Genomic DNA, 13,891 nt, shown 5'->3' on the forward strand with positions numbered 1-13,891 from the left:
CCCGCTATTGCGTGCGCTGACCGGCTATGTCGCACGTAAACCCGGTATTGCGTGTCTGGGCGGGGCTGCCCGCGCTCGTATTAGCCCGTTAACCCGCCTTGTGTGTGTCGGCGGTCGTCTCGCAGATTCCGCGTTTGTTCTTGTGATTGGGTGCGCTGCACCCGATCCGTAGGCATTACACCCCTTCTGTTCGGGTGCAGCGCCTCGTAACGGGTGCAGCGCCTCGTAACGGGTGCAGCGCCTCGTAACGGGTGTCGCGCCCCGTAACGGGTGCAGCGGCCCTCGCGCTGTTATTTCGGCCGTTGCTAGGCCCGCCCGCCGGGCGCCCCCGTCAGTCGGCCCGCCGGGCATGTGGGGGTATTCATGCCCCCACGATGAAACAACCGTCTTCAACACCGACTTTCCCGAACCAGCAAGCCGAAAAGTCGCCACGAAACCAACACGTTTTGTCCATCCTCATAGTTGGTTCCAACCAACTAAAACACCGATTTTCCCGCACCGACACGCCGAAAAGTCACCCCTCCAGCAACACGTAGTGTCCTATAACCCCACGGTTACGGCTGGTTGCTGCCACCGGCGGATACAAGACGCGCCCGGACCGCTCGGTCCGGGCGCGCAACGAAATCGGCTCAGGCGTTAGGACGCTTGCCGTGGTTCGCGCCGTTCTTACGACGATCGCGACGCTTACGACCCCGCTTCGACATGTCATTCTCCTTGGGTTTGTTGTCTAGACTGAAGCATTTTTGCACACATTGACCCAAACCACCAAGGCACAACGCCACCGCGGCGACGAAGGTCACCGAAAACGGGAGGCGTCCCCGGCCTCGGCGACGCGAGCGCAGGGAGCGGCCGCGCGAGGCCGCGTTCAGCGCCAGGTGAGTGACACACTCATAGTGGAGGCGGCGGCGCGGGTGCAGGGAGCGGCCGCGCGCGAGGCCGCGTTCAGCGCCACGTGACCGAAACAGCCGTGATGGAAGCGAGGACGCGGGCGCGCAGCGCGGGCGAGGCTTGCTCGGACTCGTAGCAGCCGCGCATGAGGGCTCGCACGTGGCGCTCCGCGTCCAGGGCGTCGGCGCAGTGCGGGCAGGTGGCGACGTGCTGGATCATGAGGGCTCGGACGCGGGCGTTCGGCCCGGGCACGGATCCGGCGTCGATGAGGCCGGAGCGGCGGTCGCACTCCTCGCAGTCGATCAGTTCGTACAGGGCGTCCTGGACGTCCTGGCAGGTGACGCGCGTGTTCACTTGGCTCCTCCGATCCCGTATTCCGCGGCGACGTCGGCCAGGGAGGCGCGCAGGTTCTTACGCGCGCGGTTCAGTCGGCTCATGACGGTCCCCATGGGAACTCCTAGTTCTTCGGCAATTTCCTTGTAGCTCATTCCCTCAACGTCAGCCATGAGGACAACCATCCGATGTTCCTCGGAGAGCGAATCGAGGGCCTCGCGCAGTTGCGTGGAGGGCAGCGCCTCGAGTGCTTCTACTTCGGCGGATTTGAGGCCCGTCTCCGAGTGGGAGGCGGCGTCGGCCAGCTGCCAGTCTTCGACGGTGTCGCTCGAGGCGCGCTTGGGTGAGCGCTGGGCCTTGCGGTAGCCGGTGATGTAGGTGTTGGTGAGGATCCGGTAGAGCCAGGCTTTGATGTTGGTGCCGGGCTTGTACTGGTGGAACTTCTGGTAGGCCTTGAGGTAGGTCTCTTGCACCAGGTCCTCCGCGTCGGCTCGGTTGCGGGTCATACCCAGGGCCGCGCCGAAGAGTTGGTTCATGAGGGGCATCGCTTCGTCCATGAAGCGCGCCTCGAGCGCAGCGCCGTCCTGGGCGGACGAGGCCGGGGCGGACGAGGCCGGGGCGGGCTCGGGTGCCTGTGGCGTCGGTGAGGGGGTTGTCGTGTCCATCGGCTCCCAGCCTAGTCGCGCTGACGGGCGGCGCGAATGGGAGTGGGCGATGGGTGGTCATACTGAGGGCAACGCCTCACGCCCCTCTTTATTCCACAACCCCCAACAATTGTGCGTTGCACCACTTTCATCCTGTTGTTTGGGAGTGGCCGGGCCGTTCGGCTTCCCCCGGGGGCAAAGGTGTCGAACAATAGGGGTATGAATCTGCTGCGCGTTGTTGCCCGTCCCTTGCTCGCCGCCCCGTTCATCGCCGATGGGGTTGATGCCCTCATGCATCCGCGTTTCCACGTGGAGCGCGCCGCGGGCGTTCGTCCCCTCATCGACAAGGCGACCGACGCGGTCGGCCTGGAGCCGCTGACGGATCAGCAGCTGGCCGTCGCGACCCGCGTGACAGGCGCGGTGACGGTCGTCGCGGGCCTGCGCTTTGCGCTGGGCCGTAAGCCCCGCGTGGCCGCACTGACCCTGGCCGCAATCGGCGCGCCCATGGCCCTCGTGAATGCTCCCCTGCCGGGAACGACGCGAGGCCTGTCCAAGGAGCAGATCAAGCGCCGTCGCTACCGCACGCTGAATAAGGCGGGCCTGGCCGCAGGCGTTCTCCTGGCGTCGACGGATCGCGTCGGTCAGCCCTCGGCCCTCGTCGCCCACGCGATGCGCCGCGACCAGCGCCGCGCGATCGCCGCGGCCGAGGCCGCCGTCATGGAGCGTCTGAGCGGCACCGCTTCGTGAGCGCCCCCTGGCCCGCTCCCCTGGCCACCTCCCCCGTGGATGCCACGGTCGAGGTGCCGGGCTCAAAGTCGATCACGGCGCGCGCCCTCTACCTGGCTGCCGTCGCTGATTTTCCCTCCGTCATTCGCGGTGCCCTGGATGCGCGCGACACGCGCCTGTTCGCGGCCGCCCTGGAGGTCATGGGCGCGCGCGTGGAGGACGAGGGCGCGGGAACACTGCGCGTCACTCCGATGGAGCTTCCGCCGCGCGGCGGGCGCATCGAGTGCGGCCTGGCCGGCACCGTCATGCGCTTCCTGCCGCCCCTGGCGGCGCTGTCCCCCGAGGAAACACTCTTCGACGGGGATGAGCAGGCCTACGCGCGCCCGCTCGGTCCACTCCTGGACGCCCTGGTGCGCATGGGCGCGACCGTCACCTATCACGGGGAGCGCGGACACCTGCCTTTCACGATCCAGGGTCCGATCCACACGCCGCTGGGCGCGCAGGCCTGGGTGGACTCCTCGTCCTCGTCGCAGTTCCTCTCCGCCCTGCTGCTCGTCTCTCCCCTGGTCGGCGATCCCCTGTTCGTGTCGGCTCCGGGACTCGTCCCGTCGATGCCGCACGTGGAGATGACGCTGGCGTCCCTGGCTGGCGCGGGCGTCGACCTGGAGGTCGTGGACGAGGGCCGCGCCGACCTGTCCACCTGGCACGTCTTCCCGTCGCGTCCGCGAGGCGGCGACATCACCGTCGAGCCGGATCTGTCCAACGCCGGCCCATTCCTGGCGGCCGCGATGGTGACGGGCGGGCGCGTGCGAATCCCGGCGTGGCCGGGGGCGACGACGCAGGCGGGCGACGCCTGGCGCGCACTGCTTGGCCACATGGGCGCAACCATCACGCTCGACGAGGAGGGCCTGACCCTGAGCGGACCGGGCGCCGGCAACTACCCGGGCATCAAGGCGACCATGGCCGAGGTCGGCGAGCTGACCCCCACCCTGGCCGCGATCTGCGCCTACGCCTCGAGCCCATCACACCTGAGCGGCATCGCGCACCTGCGCGGACATGAGACGGACCGACTGGCGGCCCTGGTCGCCGAGATCAACCGCGCGGGCGGGCAGGCCGAAGAGACCGAGGACGGCCTCATCATCACGCCGCGCCCGCTCCACGCCGCGCAGATCCGCTCCTACGCGGATCACCGCATGGCGACCTTCGGCGCGATCCTGGGCCTGGTCACCCCCGGCATCACGGTCGACGACATCGCCTGCACGTCCAAGACGCTGCCCGGCTTCGAGGCGATGTGGGCCTCGCTCGTCACCGGAGGCGGTCAGGGAAACACCCAGGCCGCCCCGGCCTCGTCGATCGAGGAGGAGCAGTGATGGTCCGCCGCGACACCGGAACCGACGACCCGCGCGTGCGCGTGCGCGCCGGCAAGGGCTCGCGCCCGCGCACGAAGGACCGGCCCGACTGGTCTTCCAAGCCGCTGGGCCGCGTCATCGGCATCGACCGCGGCCGCTACCAGGTGAGCCTGGAGGAGAACGGCACCCGCGTGGTGGCCGTGCGCGCCCGCGAGCTGGGGCGCGGCTCCGTCATCATGGGCGACCGAGTGCGCCTGACCGGCGACCTGTCCGGGCGCCCCGACACGCTCGCGCGCATCGTCGCCGTCGAGGAGCGATCTTCGGTGTTGCGTCGCTCCCTCGAGGATGCGCCGGATCAGCGCGGCGAGAAGGCAATCGTCGCGAACGCGGACACCATGTGCATCGTCGTGGCGCTGGCGGATCCGCCGCCGCGCACGGGCATGATCGACCGCTGCCTGGTCGCCGCCTACGAGGCGGGCCTGACCCCCATCCTCGTGCTGACGAAGGCGGACCTGGCCAGCGCAGACGAGCTGATCGCCGCCTACCAGGACTTCGACGTGCGCGTCGTGCTCACGAGCGCCGAGGCCGGGGAAGCCGACCCGGGCGTCGCCGAGCTGCGGGCCCTGCTGGCCGGCCACTGGTCGGTGCTGGTGGGGCACTCGGGGGTCGGCAAGTCCACGCTCATCAACCTGCTCGTGCCGGGCGCGGGCCGCGCGACGGGCCACGTCAACGAGGTGACAGGGCGCGGGCGCCACACCTCCACGTCCTCGGAGGCCTTCGAGCTCGACGAGGGCGGCTGGATCGTCGATACGCCCGGCGTGCGCTCCTTCGGCCTGGGGCACGTGAGCGTCGCCGACGTGCTCGGTGTCTTCCCGGACGTCGCCGACGCCGCCGCTTGGTGCCTGCCGCTGTGCTCGCACGACGAGGAGGAGCCCTCGTGCGCACTTGACACTTACGCGCGCGCCACCGGCCCCTTCGCGATTGACGAGGCCGGGGAGGGGGATGCGGATCAGGTGCGCTCCGAGCGTACTTCCCGCGTGGCGTCAGTGCGCAGGCTCCTCGAGGCCGTGGCGACGGCGGAGGCGGCCAGCAGGGCGGCTCGCTGACAATTATCAAGCCCAAAGGCCTTGACAACACCGCCACTGGGGGGATAATGAGGAAATAGCGAAGGTCGCTATCTCTGATTCACAAGGTCGTGATCGCTATGTCCACCATCGAGCAGAACCTCATCGGCAACACTGCGGGGCTTTCGCGGGTCGACAAGGTCCTCCGCTACTTCTTCCTCGCGCTGTTGATCGGCACGGTCGTCTATTCGATTGGCGGCACCTTCTTCGGGAAGGACAACCGCCTAAACGACTACGGGCTCGCCGACGCTGCGTTGCTCCTCGCTGTCTACATCCCTGGCTATTCGCGTCACATTCCTGGCGCACACCGGGCACTTCGGGCCTGCGAGTGGGTGGTGATGGCTTGTTCCCTCGTATGTACCGCCGCTGTCATCATCGGTGATGTCACGAGCGGAGGCATCGACCCCGAGCCCTACAACATGCCATGGAACGTCTCGATGATCGCCGCATTCGCTACCCTCTGTTTCTTCGTGGTGCTCATCATCGCAAAGGACCGCGCCCGCCACAGCGGACCGATCGACCCAGCCGGATAGCCTCGCACCCTCACGTCGCCGCCGACAGCGGCCACCGCTCGCTCCCGACCGAGGGGTGGTCGCGTCGTGGCGCGCCCGGCACTGCTGTTGGTGGCCACGACCTGCTCGGTGGTGCTGCGCCTCAAGCGACAGCAGAGTTAGCACACGGACGTCACAGACACAAATCACACCCATGTAATGTGACTAATCAGTCATGCCCCCTACTTGACAGTTACGTCACATGGCCAACAATGAGAATGTAGCGACGGCCGCTACACCCCCTTCCACAAGGATGTGATCGCCGTGTCAAACGCCCGCCATCCCTCAGCAACCCCCGACCCGTCCGAACCGACGCACGCTGACATGACGCTGCGTTACGTCTTCCTCGCAGTCCTCGTCCTCCTCGCCGTCGTCTCGATCGGAAGCTCCTTCATCAGCGCCGACGTGAGGATGAGCGACTACATCATCGCGATCGCCGCAGCGCTGTTGGCCAACCAGATGCCGGGATCCACGCGCGCGCTTCCTCCCACGAGCATGCGTCCCACTCCGCGCACCTACGAACGGGTTGGACTGGCGTGCGCAACCGTGTCCATCCTCGCCATTCTCGTGGGATCGATGACCACGAGGGCAGCCGACGCCTCGCCGTTTACGATCCCGTGGCTGATCGCCGCAGCCGCGCTCCTCGCGACCATCTGCATCAGCGTTGCGATCATGATCACCAAGGACCGGCAGCGCCGAGGCCTGGGCACGCCTCCTGCCCAGTAGGCGCGCGGTCGCTCAGCGCTGGAAGCGGCGCACGAAGTTACGCAGGATGATGCGCGAGGGGGCCGTGTCGACGGTTGCGACCTGGGCGCGGATGGCCTCGGCCTTCTCGGCCGGGTAGTAGCGGCCCGCGTACTGGTCGATGCGCACGTTGACGCCGTCCAGGTCCATCTCGGGATGGAACTGGGTCGCCCACGCGGCCTCGCCGACGCGCACCATCTGGATCGGGGTGTCGTCCCCGGCCAGGAGGACCTGCATGCCGGGGGCAAGCTCGCGCACGGCCTCGTGGTGGCCGACGTAGGAGTAGAAGCGGTCGGGCGTGCCCTCCAGGAGCGGGTCGTCGCGGCCCGCGTCGGTCTTCGTCAGCGCGATGCCGCTGATTTCCTCGCCGTGGTGGGTGTCGATGACGCCGCCCAGGTGCAGGGTCAGGGTGCCCAGCCCGTAGCACAGGCCCAAGATCGGGAAGGATTCCGCGAGCGCGCGGTCGTAGAAGGAACGCAGCCAGGCCTCGGCACGCACCTGGCGTTCTTCCTTCAGGTGGTCGTCGGCGTTGGCGTCCCAGGGGGACCCGCACACGAAGGCGCCGGAGTATGCCGACAGGTCCAGGTCGGGCAGCTCCCTCTCGATGCGCACCTGGTGGACGTGACCCGGGGTCAGTCCCGAGAAGCGCGGCAGGTCGGCGCTTTCCGAGGCCAGCACGGGGCCGTCGTCGCGCGAGGTCAGCATGAGGAAGGGCTTTGTCATGCCCACCATGCTATCGGCTGGGAGCAATGGCGCAGCGCGTGTCCGCGTTCCAAGCGTGTGTGACGGACGCAGATGTGGGCGCTCTCTGCCACACTGGTGGCATGTTGATTCTGCATACTTCCGACTGGCACCTGGGGCGCACGCTGCACGGGCAGTCCCTGGCGGATTCCGCGGATGCCTTCATCGACTGGCTCGTCGATCTGGTCCGGGAGCGCGGCGTGGACGCCGTGCTCGTGTCGGGCGACGTGTTCGACCGCGCGGTGCCGCCCGTGGATGCGCTGGCGCGGATGCGACGCGCCCTGCGCGAGCTGACCGCGCTCACGACGGTCGTCTTGACGTCGGGGAATCACGACGGGGCGGCGCGTCTGGGCCTGTTCGCCGACATGCTCACCCCTTCCCTGCACGTGGTGACGGATCCGGAGGCGATCGGTGTGCCGGTCGAGGCCGCCGACGCCCTCATCTACCCGATGCCATACCTGGAGCCGGACCTCGTGCGCCAGTCGCTGTCGGATCTGCCCCCGGAGGGGCAGGGCGGCCTGCCCGCTCCCTTGCCGCGTTCCCACCAGGCGGTGCTGGCGGCGGCCCTGCGCCGGGTGCGCGCGGATCTGGAGGTCCGGCGGGAGGGTGGCGACCAGCGCCCGGCCATCGCGATGCCGCACGCATTCGTGACGGGTGCCCAGGCCTCGGACTCCGAACGCGACATTCAGGTCGGCGGCGTGCCATCCGTGTCCGCGGACCTCTTCGACACGCTCGGGGGCGCAGATCCCCTGATACACGGCCTGGACTACGTGGCCGCCGGGCACCTGCACCGCCCGCAGGACATCGCGGGAGCGTCGGTGCCGATCCGCTACGCGGGATCGCCAATCGCCTACTCGTTCTCCGAGGCCGGGGCCACCAAGTCCGTCACCCTCGTGACCACGGACGCCACCTCGGTCACCGACATCGAGGTGGTTCCCATTCCGACGCTGCACGGGATCTGCGTGCTCGAGGGCACCATGGACGAGCTGCTGGCGAACCCCGATCAGGAGGCCCGGGCCTCGTACGTGTCGATCACGGTCACGGATGATGCCCGCCCCGAGCGCATGGTGCCGCGCATCCGCGCGCTCTACCCTGACGCGCTGGTGGTCGTGCACCGCCCCGCCCAGGCCCCCGCGCTCGCGCCCGCGCGCCAGGTGCGCCCTTCCCGGGACCCGCGCGAGGTCACCGAGGAGTTTTACGAGGCCGTGGGCGGGCGGCCGCTATCGGATCAGGAGCGCCTTCTCGCCCAGGACGTGTGGGCACAGCTTCGAGGAAAGGACATGCAGTGAAGATTCGTTGGATGCGTATTCGGGGTATCGGGCCCTTCGCCGGGGCGCACACGATCGATTTCACGGCTTTCGAGGACTCGGGGCTCTTCCTGCTGGAGGGGCCCACGGGTGCGGGCAAGTCCACGATCATCGACGCGATCACCTTCGCCTTGTACGGGGATGTCGCTCGCACGAAGGACGCCTCCAAGGATCGGCTGCGTTCCAACCACATTTCGGACTCGGACCCCTCGGAGGTGGACCTGGTCTTCGAGGTGGCCACGGGCATCTACCGCGTGAGCCGCACCCCCGCGTACACTCCGGCGGGTAAGAAATCGCAGCGCAACTCGAAGTCGACGCTCACGCGCGTCGTGGAGGATCCGGACGCTCCCGACGGCTGGCGCACGGTCGAGGCCATCGCGTCGGGGCCGCGCGACGTGGGCTACGAGATCCCGACGATCGTCGGCTTGGATAAGGACCAGTTCCTCCAGACCATCGTGCTCCCCCAGGGCAAGTTCTCTCAGTTCCTTAACGCCACCTCCGAGGCGCGCGAGCAGATCCTGCGCGACATTTTCGACACGCAGATCTACGCGGATTTCACGAAGGCGCTGGCCGAGGCCGCCGCGTCGTCTAAGCGCGGCATCGAGGAGCGGCGCGTGGGTGCCGTCAGTGCCTTCGAGCGCGTGCGTTCCCTGGATGGGGCCTTCGGCGATGACGATGTGTTCCACAATGGCAGTGCCGGGGAGCGTATCTCTCGGGCCGATGAGGCCGCCCTGCTCGATGCCGGCGCGGAGGATTCCAGCGCGGTGACGGCATGGGCGCGCACGGCGTGCGATCGCGCGCGCGAGGCTCATGCACAGACCCAGCGCGTCGCTCAGGCGTCCGCGTTGGCTGCGCGCGAGGCCGCCGAGGCGCTGGCGCAGGGGCGTTCCCTGGCCGCCGACCAGGCCGAACACGCGCGTGCGGCGGCAACGCTCGCCGAGCTGACGGCTGCGCAGGAGGCCATCGACGCAGACCGGGAATGTGCGCGCCTGGCACGCCGGGCGCTTGCGGTCCTCCCCTACGACCAGGCCGAGGCCTCGGCGCGGGCGCGCCTGGAGGCGGCCGGCGATCAGGTCGTTGCCCTGTCTCCCGCGCTCGAAGACGGGTCGGACCTCGATCCGTCTTCCCTGTCCGCCGAGGCCGTGGCCGCTCTCGGCGAGCGCGCCCAGGGTCGGCGCGACGAAGCAACGCGCGTGCGGGGCGGCCTCCAGGAGGCCCTGTCGACGGAGCGCTCCCTGCCCGGTCTGCGCGCGCAGATTGATTCCCTGCGTGCGAGCCACGAGCAGGCAACCGCGCGCGTTGCCTCGATCGAGGCCGAGCGGGAGTCTCTCCCGCGGGCCATCGAGCAGGCGGGCGCGGCGCTGTCGCTCATGCGTGCGGACGCGGACACCCTGCCCGAGGCCGCGTCCACCTTGCGAGCCCTCCACGAGCGCCTGGACGCGTCCTTGCAAGCTGACCTCCTGCGTTCGGCTCTCCTGGGGGCGTCCGACGACCTGCGCGACGCGACGGTCGCGGCGAAGCTCGCGAATGCGGCGTCCGCGGACGGCCACGACCTGTGGATCGCCCAGAGCGCCTCGGCCCTGGCGGCCGAGCTTGAGGAGGACTTACCCTGCCCGGTGTGCGGGTCCACCGAGCACCCCAACCCGGCGCCGGCTGCCGACGGGCAGATCACCCGCGAGCAGGTCGCACAGCTTGACCAGGAGCGCGACCGTGCCGAGAGCGCGCTGCGGGACGCGCGGTCCCGCCACCAGGACCTCGTGCGCCGCATCGCTCAGCTCAACGAGGTCGCGGGCGCGCCCACGCCCATGCTGGAGTCTCAGCGGGACGAAGCCGCTGCTCGCGTTGACAAGCTGGAGGCTCTCGGCCCGCAGATCGCCCAGGTCGAGGCTGCCCTGTCCCAGGAGCGCGCACGCCTCGACGGCCTGACGGACACCCTGGGAGCCGAGCGCGAGAGCGCTGCTTCTCTCGCATCGACGCTGCGTGAGCGCGAGTCCGCGCTGGCCAGCGCCACCGAGCGTGTGGAGGCCGAGCGCGCGGGTTTTGAGTCTCTGGACGCTCGGGCGGCAGACCTTGATCGGCGCGCGCAGCGCATGGCCGCACTCGCCGGCGCCTGCGCAGACTGGGCGAACGCGCGTGATGCCCACGCGCAGGCTCGTGGCTCCCTCGCCGATGCCCTCGACGCGCAGGGCCTGGAGGCCCACTCGTGGCGCGAGGCTCTGCGTCCCCTCTCCCAGGTGGAGGCCGTGGAGGATCGGGTTGCCACGCACGATAAGGAGCTGTTCGCAGTGCGCGAGGCTCTCGCGTCCGAACGCTTGACCCGCGCCGCGGCTACCCCAGCGCCCGACGTCGAGGCACTCGCGCAGGCCTCGCGCCGCGCGGACGAGGAGGCCGCTACCATGGCGAGGGCGGCGGGCATGCTGGAGCAACACTGCGCACAGCTCGACGCTGCCAGCGCGTCGCTGCACGACGCGCTGGCTGAGCTCGCACGGGCCCGCGCCCAGGCCGGGCCGATCCGTCGCCTGGCCGACATCGCGTCAGCCTCCGGGCCGGACAACCTGGCCTCCACTCCCCTGTCCGCCTGGGTGCTCATCGCCCGCCTGGAGGAGGTACTGGCGGCCGCGAACCCGCGCCTGGAGCGCATCTCCTCGGGGCGCTACGAGCTGGTGGCAGTCCCCGACGACGGCACGGCATCGCGCAAGTCGGGCCTGGGCCTGGCGATCATCGACCACGACACGGATGCGACGCGCAGCCCGCGCACGCTGTCGGGCGGGGAAACCTTCTACACGTCCCTCGCCCTCGCGCTCGGCCTGGCCGACGTCGTCTCGGCGGAGGCTGGCGGGGTCGAGCTGCGCACCATGTTCATCGACGAGGGCTTCGGTTCGCTGGACTCGCACACGCTCTCGCTCGTCATGGAGCAGCTCCAGGCCCTGCGCTGCGCGGGCCGGACGGTCGGCGTCATCTCCCACGTGGAGGAGATGGCGACACAGATCGCCGACCAGATCCAGGTGCGTCCGCTCGAAGACGGCGGCTCAACGCTGCGCGTGCGCGCCTAGGAATCTGAAGCGGGCGGGCATCGGTGTGCGGCCCGATGCCACACGTCGCGTGGATTCCGTGCGCGCCGACGCGATGGCATGCGTGATTACCCGGGCCGCACGGTGGCATGCGCGCACATGACCGCGCACCCGCGCAGGTAGCTATCCGCGGTGCAGTGCAAGCACGTCGGGGCGCTCGGAGCGGTCGAACCACGCCAGGGAGGACTCCCACAGGGCGGCCACGGCCTCGTCGGCCTCCTCCTGCGTCTCGGCGGCTACAACGGCGGCGACGGCGGGCCCGGCGTCAGGCAGGTCCGCGAGGATGGCTGCCACGTCCGACCACGTGTACTCGAAGGCGGGGGCGGTGAAAATGTTGGCTTCGATGGCCTCGCCGGGGCTCAGCGTCGTCGAGGTGGGCGTGTCGACTGCCAGGACGATGCGCGCGGGTTGCGCCCCTTCCTCGCGTACCTGCTCCAGGGAGACCAGGGCCGCCTCGGTGATCGCGTCGTCTTCGAGGACCTCGACGTCCTCTGCGCTCATCGCCGCGTCGGGCACGGCGACCACGCCGCCACGCACGGGCGGCAGGGGGACGGACAGGTCGGACAGGACGGCGGGAACGTAGACGCGCATGGTCACAGTGTAGGCACCCACTGGGCCACAATCGCTTCCAACGCGTCGGTTGCCTGGCAACGGGTGCCCTTTTCACCCAGGGCCTGGGCGCGCAGCGCAGCCCGGGCGACGCCGGGATCCTCGTTGACGGTGTGGAAGATGCGCCCGGGCATGAACGCTCCGATGGCGGCCTGGAGGGCGGCCACCGGGCGCGCCCCGATCGCGTCCGAGCTCACGCGGTTGACGATGACGTCAACGGGGATATCGCGCCCCTGCTCAGACCACCAGCGCGCCAGGAAGGACAGCCGGTTGATGCCGACAATGTCGCCGCGCGCCACGATGACGAGGCGGTCAGCCCTCTCCAGGACTCCCAGGGCCACGTCGTCGCGGTTGACCCCGCGCGTCGCTTTCTCCAGGGAGGTGGCCGCGATGTCGATGACGCTGTAGCGGGCGCACAGGCGGGCTGCCCCGACGATGGCTTCGATGCTCGTGCGGCTCACCTCGCGCCAGCGGTGCGGGGTGACCAAGCCGGTAACGACGGCGAGGTTGTCGGCTCGCCGCACGCTCGCCCCCGCGACGTCCTCGGGGGTCAAGGGCCCGCGCGAGGCCGTGCGCGCCAGGATCGACAGGCCGGAGGCGTGCACGGGCAGGCCGAGCAGGTGGGCGATGGTCGGGTTGGCAATATCGGCGTCGATGAGCAGGCTCGGCCCCACCTTGGCCAACGCCGTCGCGATTCCGGCTGCCAGGGTCGTGCGCCCGGGTGCCCCCGAAGTCCCCCAGACTGCGAGCACGGTTCCCGGGTCGGTGGGCATCGGCGGGGGCGGCGGGGCCGAGGCCGTGGCCGGGATAGGCCTGCGCGCGCGAGTCGCGGCGATGAGGGAGTTGACGACCTGCTCGGGGCTTGCGGGCGCGGCGACCGAGGCCACGCCCAGGCTGCGCAAGCGTGCGCGGTCCGCGTGCGGGGCCAGCGCCACGACCGACATGCCGACCGACTGGAGGGAGGCCACGGCCTCGGCGGTCAGGTCCGGGTCGGCCCCGTCGATGACCGCCAGGTCCGCGACGCCGGCCCTGGCCGCGGCGATCACCTCGGCGAGATCGGCGCAGCGTCGCACGATGGCCAGGGCGTCGGCGCGGGACTGGATCGCCTGGATGATCGGCGCTTCCCAGCGCTGATCGGCCAGGATCACGACTCCGTGGACGGCGCTCACGAGGCCCCCACGGGGACGGCGGCGAGCTGGTCAGTCGAGGTCTGCGAGGCCAAGAGGGTGGGCAGCGACTGCGCGTTGGCCATGATTTCGATGCGCGTGCCGCGCCGGGCTCCGATGCTCGAGGCGTCGACGGAGCGGACGAAGGTGAAGGTGCCGTCGATCTCTCGGGCCTTCGTCTCGCCGCCCGCGGGCGAGCGAGCGGGCACGGACCACAGCCGGATCGGCGTGCCGTCAGCAACCCCGTCGGGCAGTCCCGCGTTCACTGTCAGGGCGACGCGAACCATCCCGTCGGGATCGGCGGCGCCCGCCTGGTCGCCCGTGGCCAGGTCCGCGCGCATGACGAGCTGGCCCGGGGTAAGCATGCGCGCGGCGCGGCTACCCAGGGGCGCTTCCGTCGTCGGAGCGTAGACGGAGGTGTCGACGGAGACCCAGACCTCTCGAACGTTGTCGGACGTCAGTTCCTCGCCGGGGGCGATGCTCGTCGTCACCGAGTAGACGCGGGTTCCTCCCCGGAGGAAGCCGCCAAGGACACTAAAGGCGATCACTGACGCGATGATGAGGACGACCCCGATGATGAATCGACGGTCCATCTTGCCGGGGGCGCGCGCAGGAATCGACGTTGAAGCTGAGACGCG

General features: G+C 69.8%; 14 protein-coding genes. 7 read left to right on the forward strand and 7 right to left on the reverse strand.

Annotated features, from left to right (window positions below):
• Window positions 1-629: 629 nt before the first annotated feature.
• From O3669_RS05760 to O3669_RS05770, 3 genes are all read right to left on the reverse strand, one after another.
• On the reverse strand, window positions 630-704 hold the full coding sequence (locus O3669_RS05760; RefSeq protein ID WP_370465157.1) for a 50S ribosomal protein bL37: 75 nt from the start codon (window positions 702-704) through the stop codon (window positions 630-632).
• 238 nt (window positions 705-942) lie between these two features.
• Entirely contained in the window at window positions 943-1,242 is a 300-nt protein-coding gene (locus tag O3669_RS05765; RefSeq protein WP_371523980.1) for an anti-sigma factor, read from the reverse strand.
• Window positions 1,239-1,886, reverse strand: a complete 648-nt coding sequence (locus O3669_RS05770; protein WP_371523981.1) for a sigma-70 family RNA polymerase sigma factor — start codon at window positions 1,884-1,886, stop codon at window positions 1,239-1,241. Before O3669_RS05770 ends, O3669_RS05765 begins: the two co-directional genes overlap by 4 nt.
• Before the next feature lie 198 nt (window positions 1,887-2,084).
• On the opposite strand from O3669_RS05770, the gene O3669_RS05775 reads away from it, so the two are divergent.
• The 5 genes from O3669_RS05775 to O3669_RS05795 all read left to right on the forward strand — a co-directional run bounded on the left by O3669_RS05775 (window position 2,085) and on the right by O3669_RS05795 (window position 6,341).
• Window positions 2,085-2,612, forward strand: a complete 528-nt coding sequence (locus O3669_RS05775; protein WP_371523982.1) for a DoxX family protein — start codon at window positions 2,085-2,087, stop codon at window positions 2,610-2,612.
• The gene (gene aroA, locus O3669_RS05780) at window positions 2,609-3,961 is read left to right on the forward strand and encodes a 3-phosphoshikimate 1-carboxyvinyltransferase (RefSeq protein ID WP_371523983.1); all 1,353 of its coding nucleotides are present in this window, start codon (window positions 2,609-2,611) and stop codon (window positions 3,959-3,961) included. The genes O3669_RS05775 and aroA overlap by 4 nt, the downstream gene beginning before the upstream one ends.
• Window positions 3,961-5,046 (forward strand): ribosome small subunit-dependent GTPase A, encoded by a 1,086-nt coding sequence (gene rsgA / locus O3669_RS05785; protein WP_371524029.1) that lies wholly within the window; start codon window positions 3,961-3,963, stop codon window positions 5,044-5,046. The genes aroA and rsgA overlap by 1 nt, the downstream gene beginning before the upstream one ends.
• A gap of 98 nt (window positions 5,047-5,144) precedes the next feature.
• Window positions 5,145-5,597, forward strand: a complete 453-nt coding sequence (locus O3669_RS05790; protein ID WP_371523984.1) for a hypothetical protein — start codon at window positions 5,145-5,147, stop codon at window positions 5,595-5,597.
• A 342-nt stretch (window positions 5,598-5,939) separates the two neighbouring features.
• Window positions 5,940-6,341, forward strand: a complete 402-nt coding sequence (locus tag O3669_RS05795; protein WP_371523985.1) for a hypothetical protein — start codon at window positions 5,940-5,942, stop codon at window positions 6,339-6,341.
• Window positions 6,342-6,353: 12 nt separating this feature from the next.
• Here O3669_RS05795 and O3669_RS05800 read toward each other — a convergent pair whose 3' ends face one another.
• Window positions 6,354-7,082 carry a gamma-glutamyl-gamma-aminobutyrate hydrolase family protein gene (locus tag O3669_RS05800; RefSeq protein WP_371523986.1) on the reverse strand — a complete coding sequence of 243 codons (729 nt, stop codon included), beginning with the start codon at window positions 7,080-7,082 and terminating at the stop codon, window positions 6,354-6,356.
• Window positions 7,083-7,183: 101 nt separating this feature from the next.
• Here O3669_RS05800 and O3669_RS05805 point away from each other — a divergent pair, with 101 nt between their 5' ends.
• Together O3669_RS05805 and O3669_RS05810 are read left to right on the forward strand one after the other, a co-directional pair.
• Window positions 7,184-8,389 carry an exonuclease SbcCD subunit D gene (locus O3669_RS05805; RefSeq protein WP_371523987.1) on the forward strand — a complete coding sequence of 402 codons (1,206 nt, stop codon included), beginning with the start codon at window positions 7,184-7,186 and terminating at the stop codon, window positions 8,387-8,389.
• Window positions 8,386-11,460, forward strand: a complete 3,075-nt coding sequence (locus tag O3669_RS05810) for an AAA family ATPase (RefSeq protein WP_371523988.1) — start codon at window positions 8,386-8,388, stop codon at window positions 11,458-11,460. The genes O3669_RS05805 and O3669_RS05810 overlap by 4 nt, the downstream gene beginning before the upstream one ends.
• A 141-nt stretch (window positions 11,461-11,601) precedes the next feature.
• On the opposite strand, the gene O3669_RS05815 is transcribed toward O3669_RS05810, so the two are convergent.
• From O3669_RS05815 to O3669_RS05825, 3 genes are read right to left on the reverse strand one after another with little or no spacing between them, the layout of a single operon-like run.
• Complete coding sequence (locus O3669_RS05815; RefSeq protein ID WP_371523989.1) at window positions 11,602-12,069, reverse strand: hypothetical protein; 468 nt, start codon at window positions 12,067-12,069, stop codon at window positions 11,602-11,604.
• A 2-nt stretch (window positions 12,070-12,071) separates the two neighbouring features.
• Window positions 12,072-13,256: an AAA family ATPase gene (locus tag O3669_RS05820; protein ID WP_295967076.1), complete on the reverse strand. Its 1,185-nt coding sequence runs from the start codon at window positions 13,254-13,256 to the stop codon at window positions 12,072-12,074.
• Complete coding sequence (locus O3669_RS05825; protein WP_371524030.1) at window positions 13,253-13,846, reverse strand: SAF domain-containing protein; 594 nt, start codon at window positions 13,844-13,846, stop codon at window positions 13,253-13,255. Before O3669_RS05825 ends, O3669_RS05820 begins: the two co-directional genes overlap by 4 nt.
• Window positions 13,847-13,891: the final 45 nt, after the last annotated feature.

The organism is Pauljensenia sp. 20925_1_34 (assembly GCF_041432775.1).
Taxonomy (GTDB): domain Bacteria; phylum Actinomycetota; class Actinomycetes; order Actinomycetales; family Actinomycetaceae; genus Pauljensenia.

Coding starts and splice junctions, on each gene's coding strand:
- O3669_RS05770 (WP_371523981.1), bottom strand. CDS start 1,886: ATGGACACGACAACCCCCTCACCGACGCCACAGGCACCCGAGCCCGCC.
- O3669_RS05775 (WP_371523982.1), top strand. CDS start 2,085: ATGAATCTGCTGCGCGTTGTTGCCCGTCCCTTGCTCGCCGCCCCGTTC.
- rsgA (WP_371524029.1), top strand. CDS start 3,961: ATGGTCCGCCGCGACACCGGAACCGACGACCCGCGCGTGCGCGTGCGC.
- O3669_RS05790 (WP_371523984.1), top strand. CDS start 5,145: ATGTCCACCATCGAGCAGAACCTCATCGGCAACACTGCGGGGCTTTCG.
- O3669_RS05795 (WP_371523985.1), top strand. CDS start 5,940: ATGACGCTGCGTTACGTCTTCCTCGCAGTCCTCGTCCTCCTCGCCGTC.
- O3669_RS05800 (WP_371523986.1), bottom strand. CDS start 7,082: ATGACAAAGCCCTTCCTCATGCTGACCTCGCGCGACGACGGCCCCGTG.
- O3669_RS05805 (WP_371523987.1), top strand. CDS start 7,184: ATGTTGATTCTGCATACTTCCGACTGGCACCTGGGGCGCACGCTGCAC.
- O3669_RS05815 (WP_371523989.1), bottom strand. CDS start 12,069: ATGCGCGTCTACGTTCCCGCCGTCCTGTCCGACCTGTCCGTCCCCCTG.
- O3669_RS05825 (WP_371524030.1), bottom strand. CDS start 13,846: ATGGACCGTCGATTCATCATCGGGGTCGTCCTCATCATCGCGTCAGTG.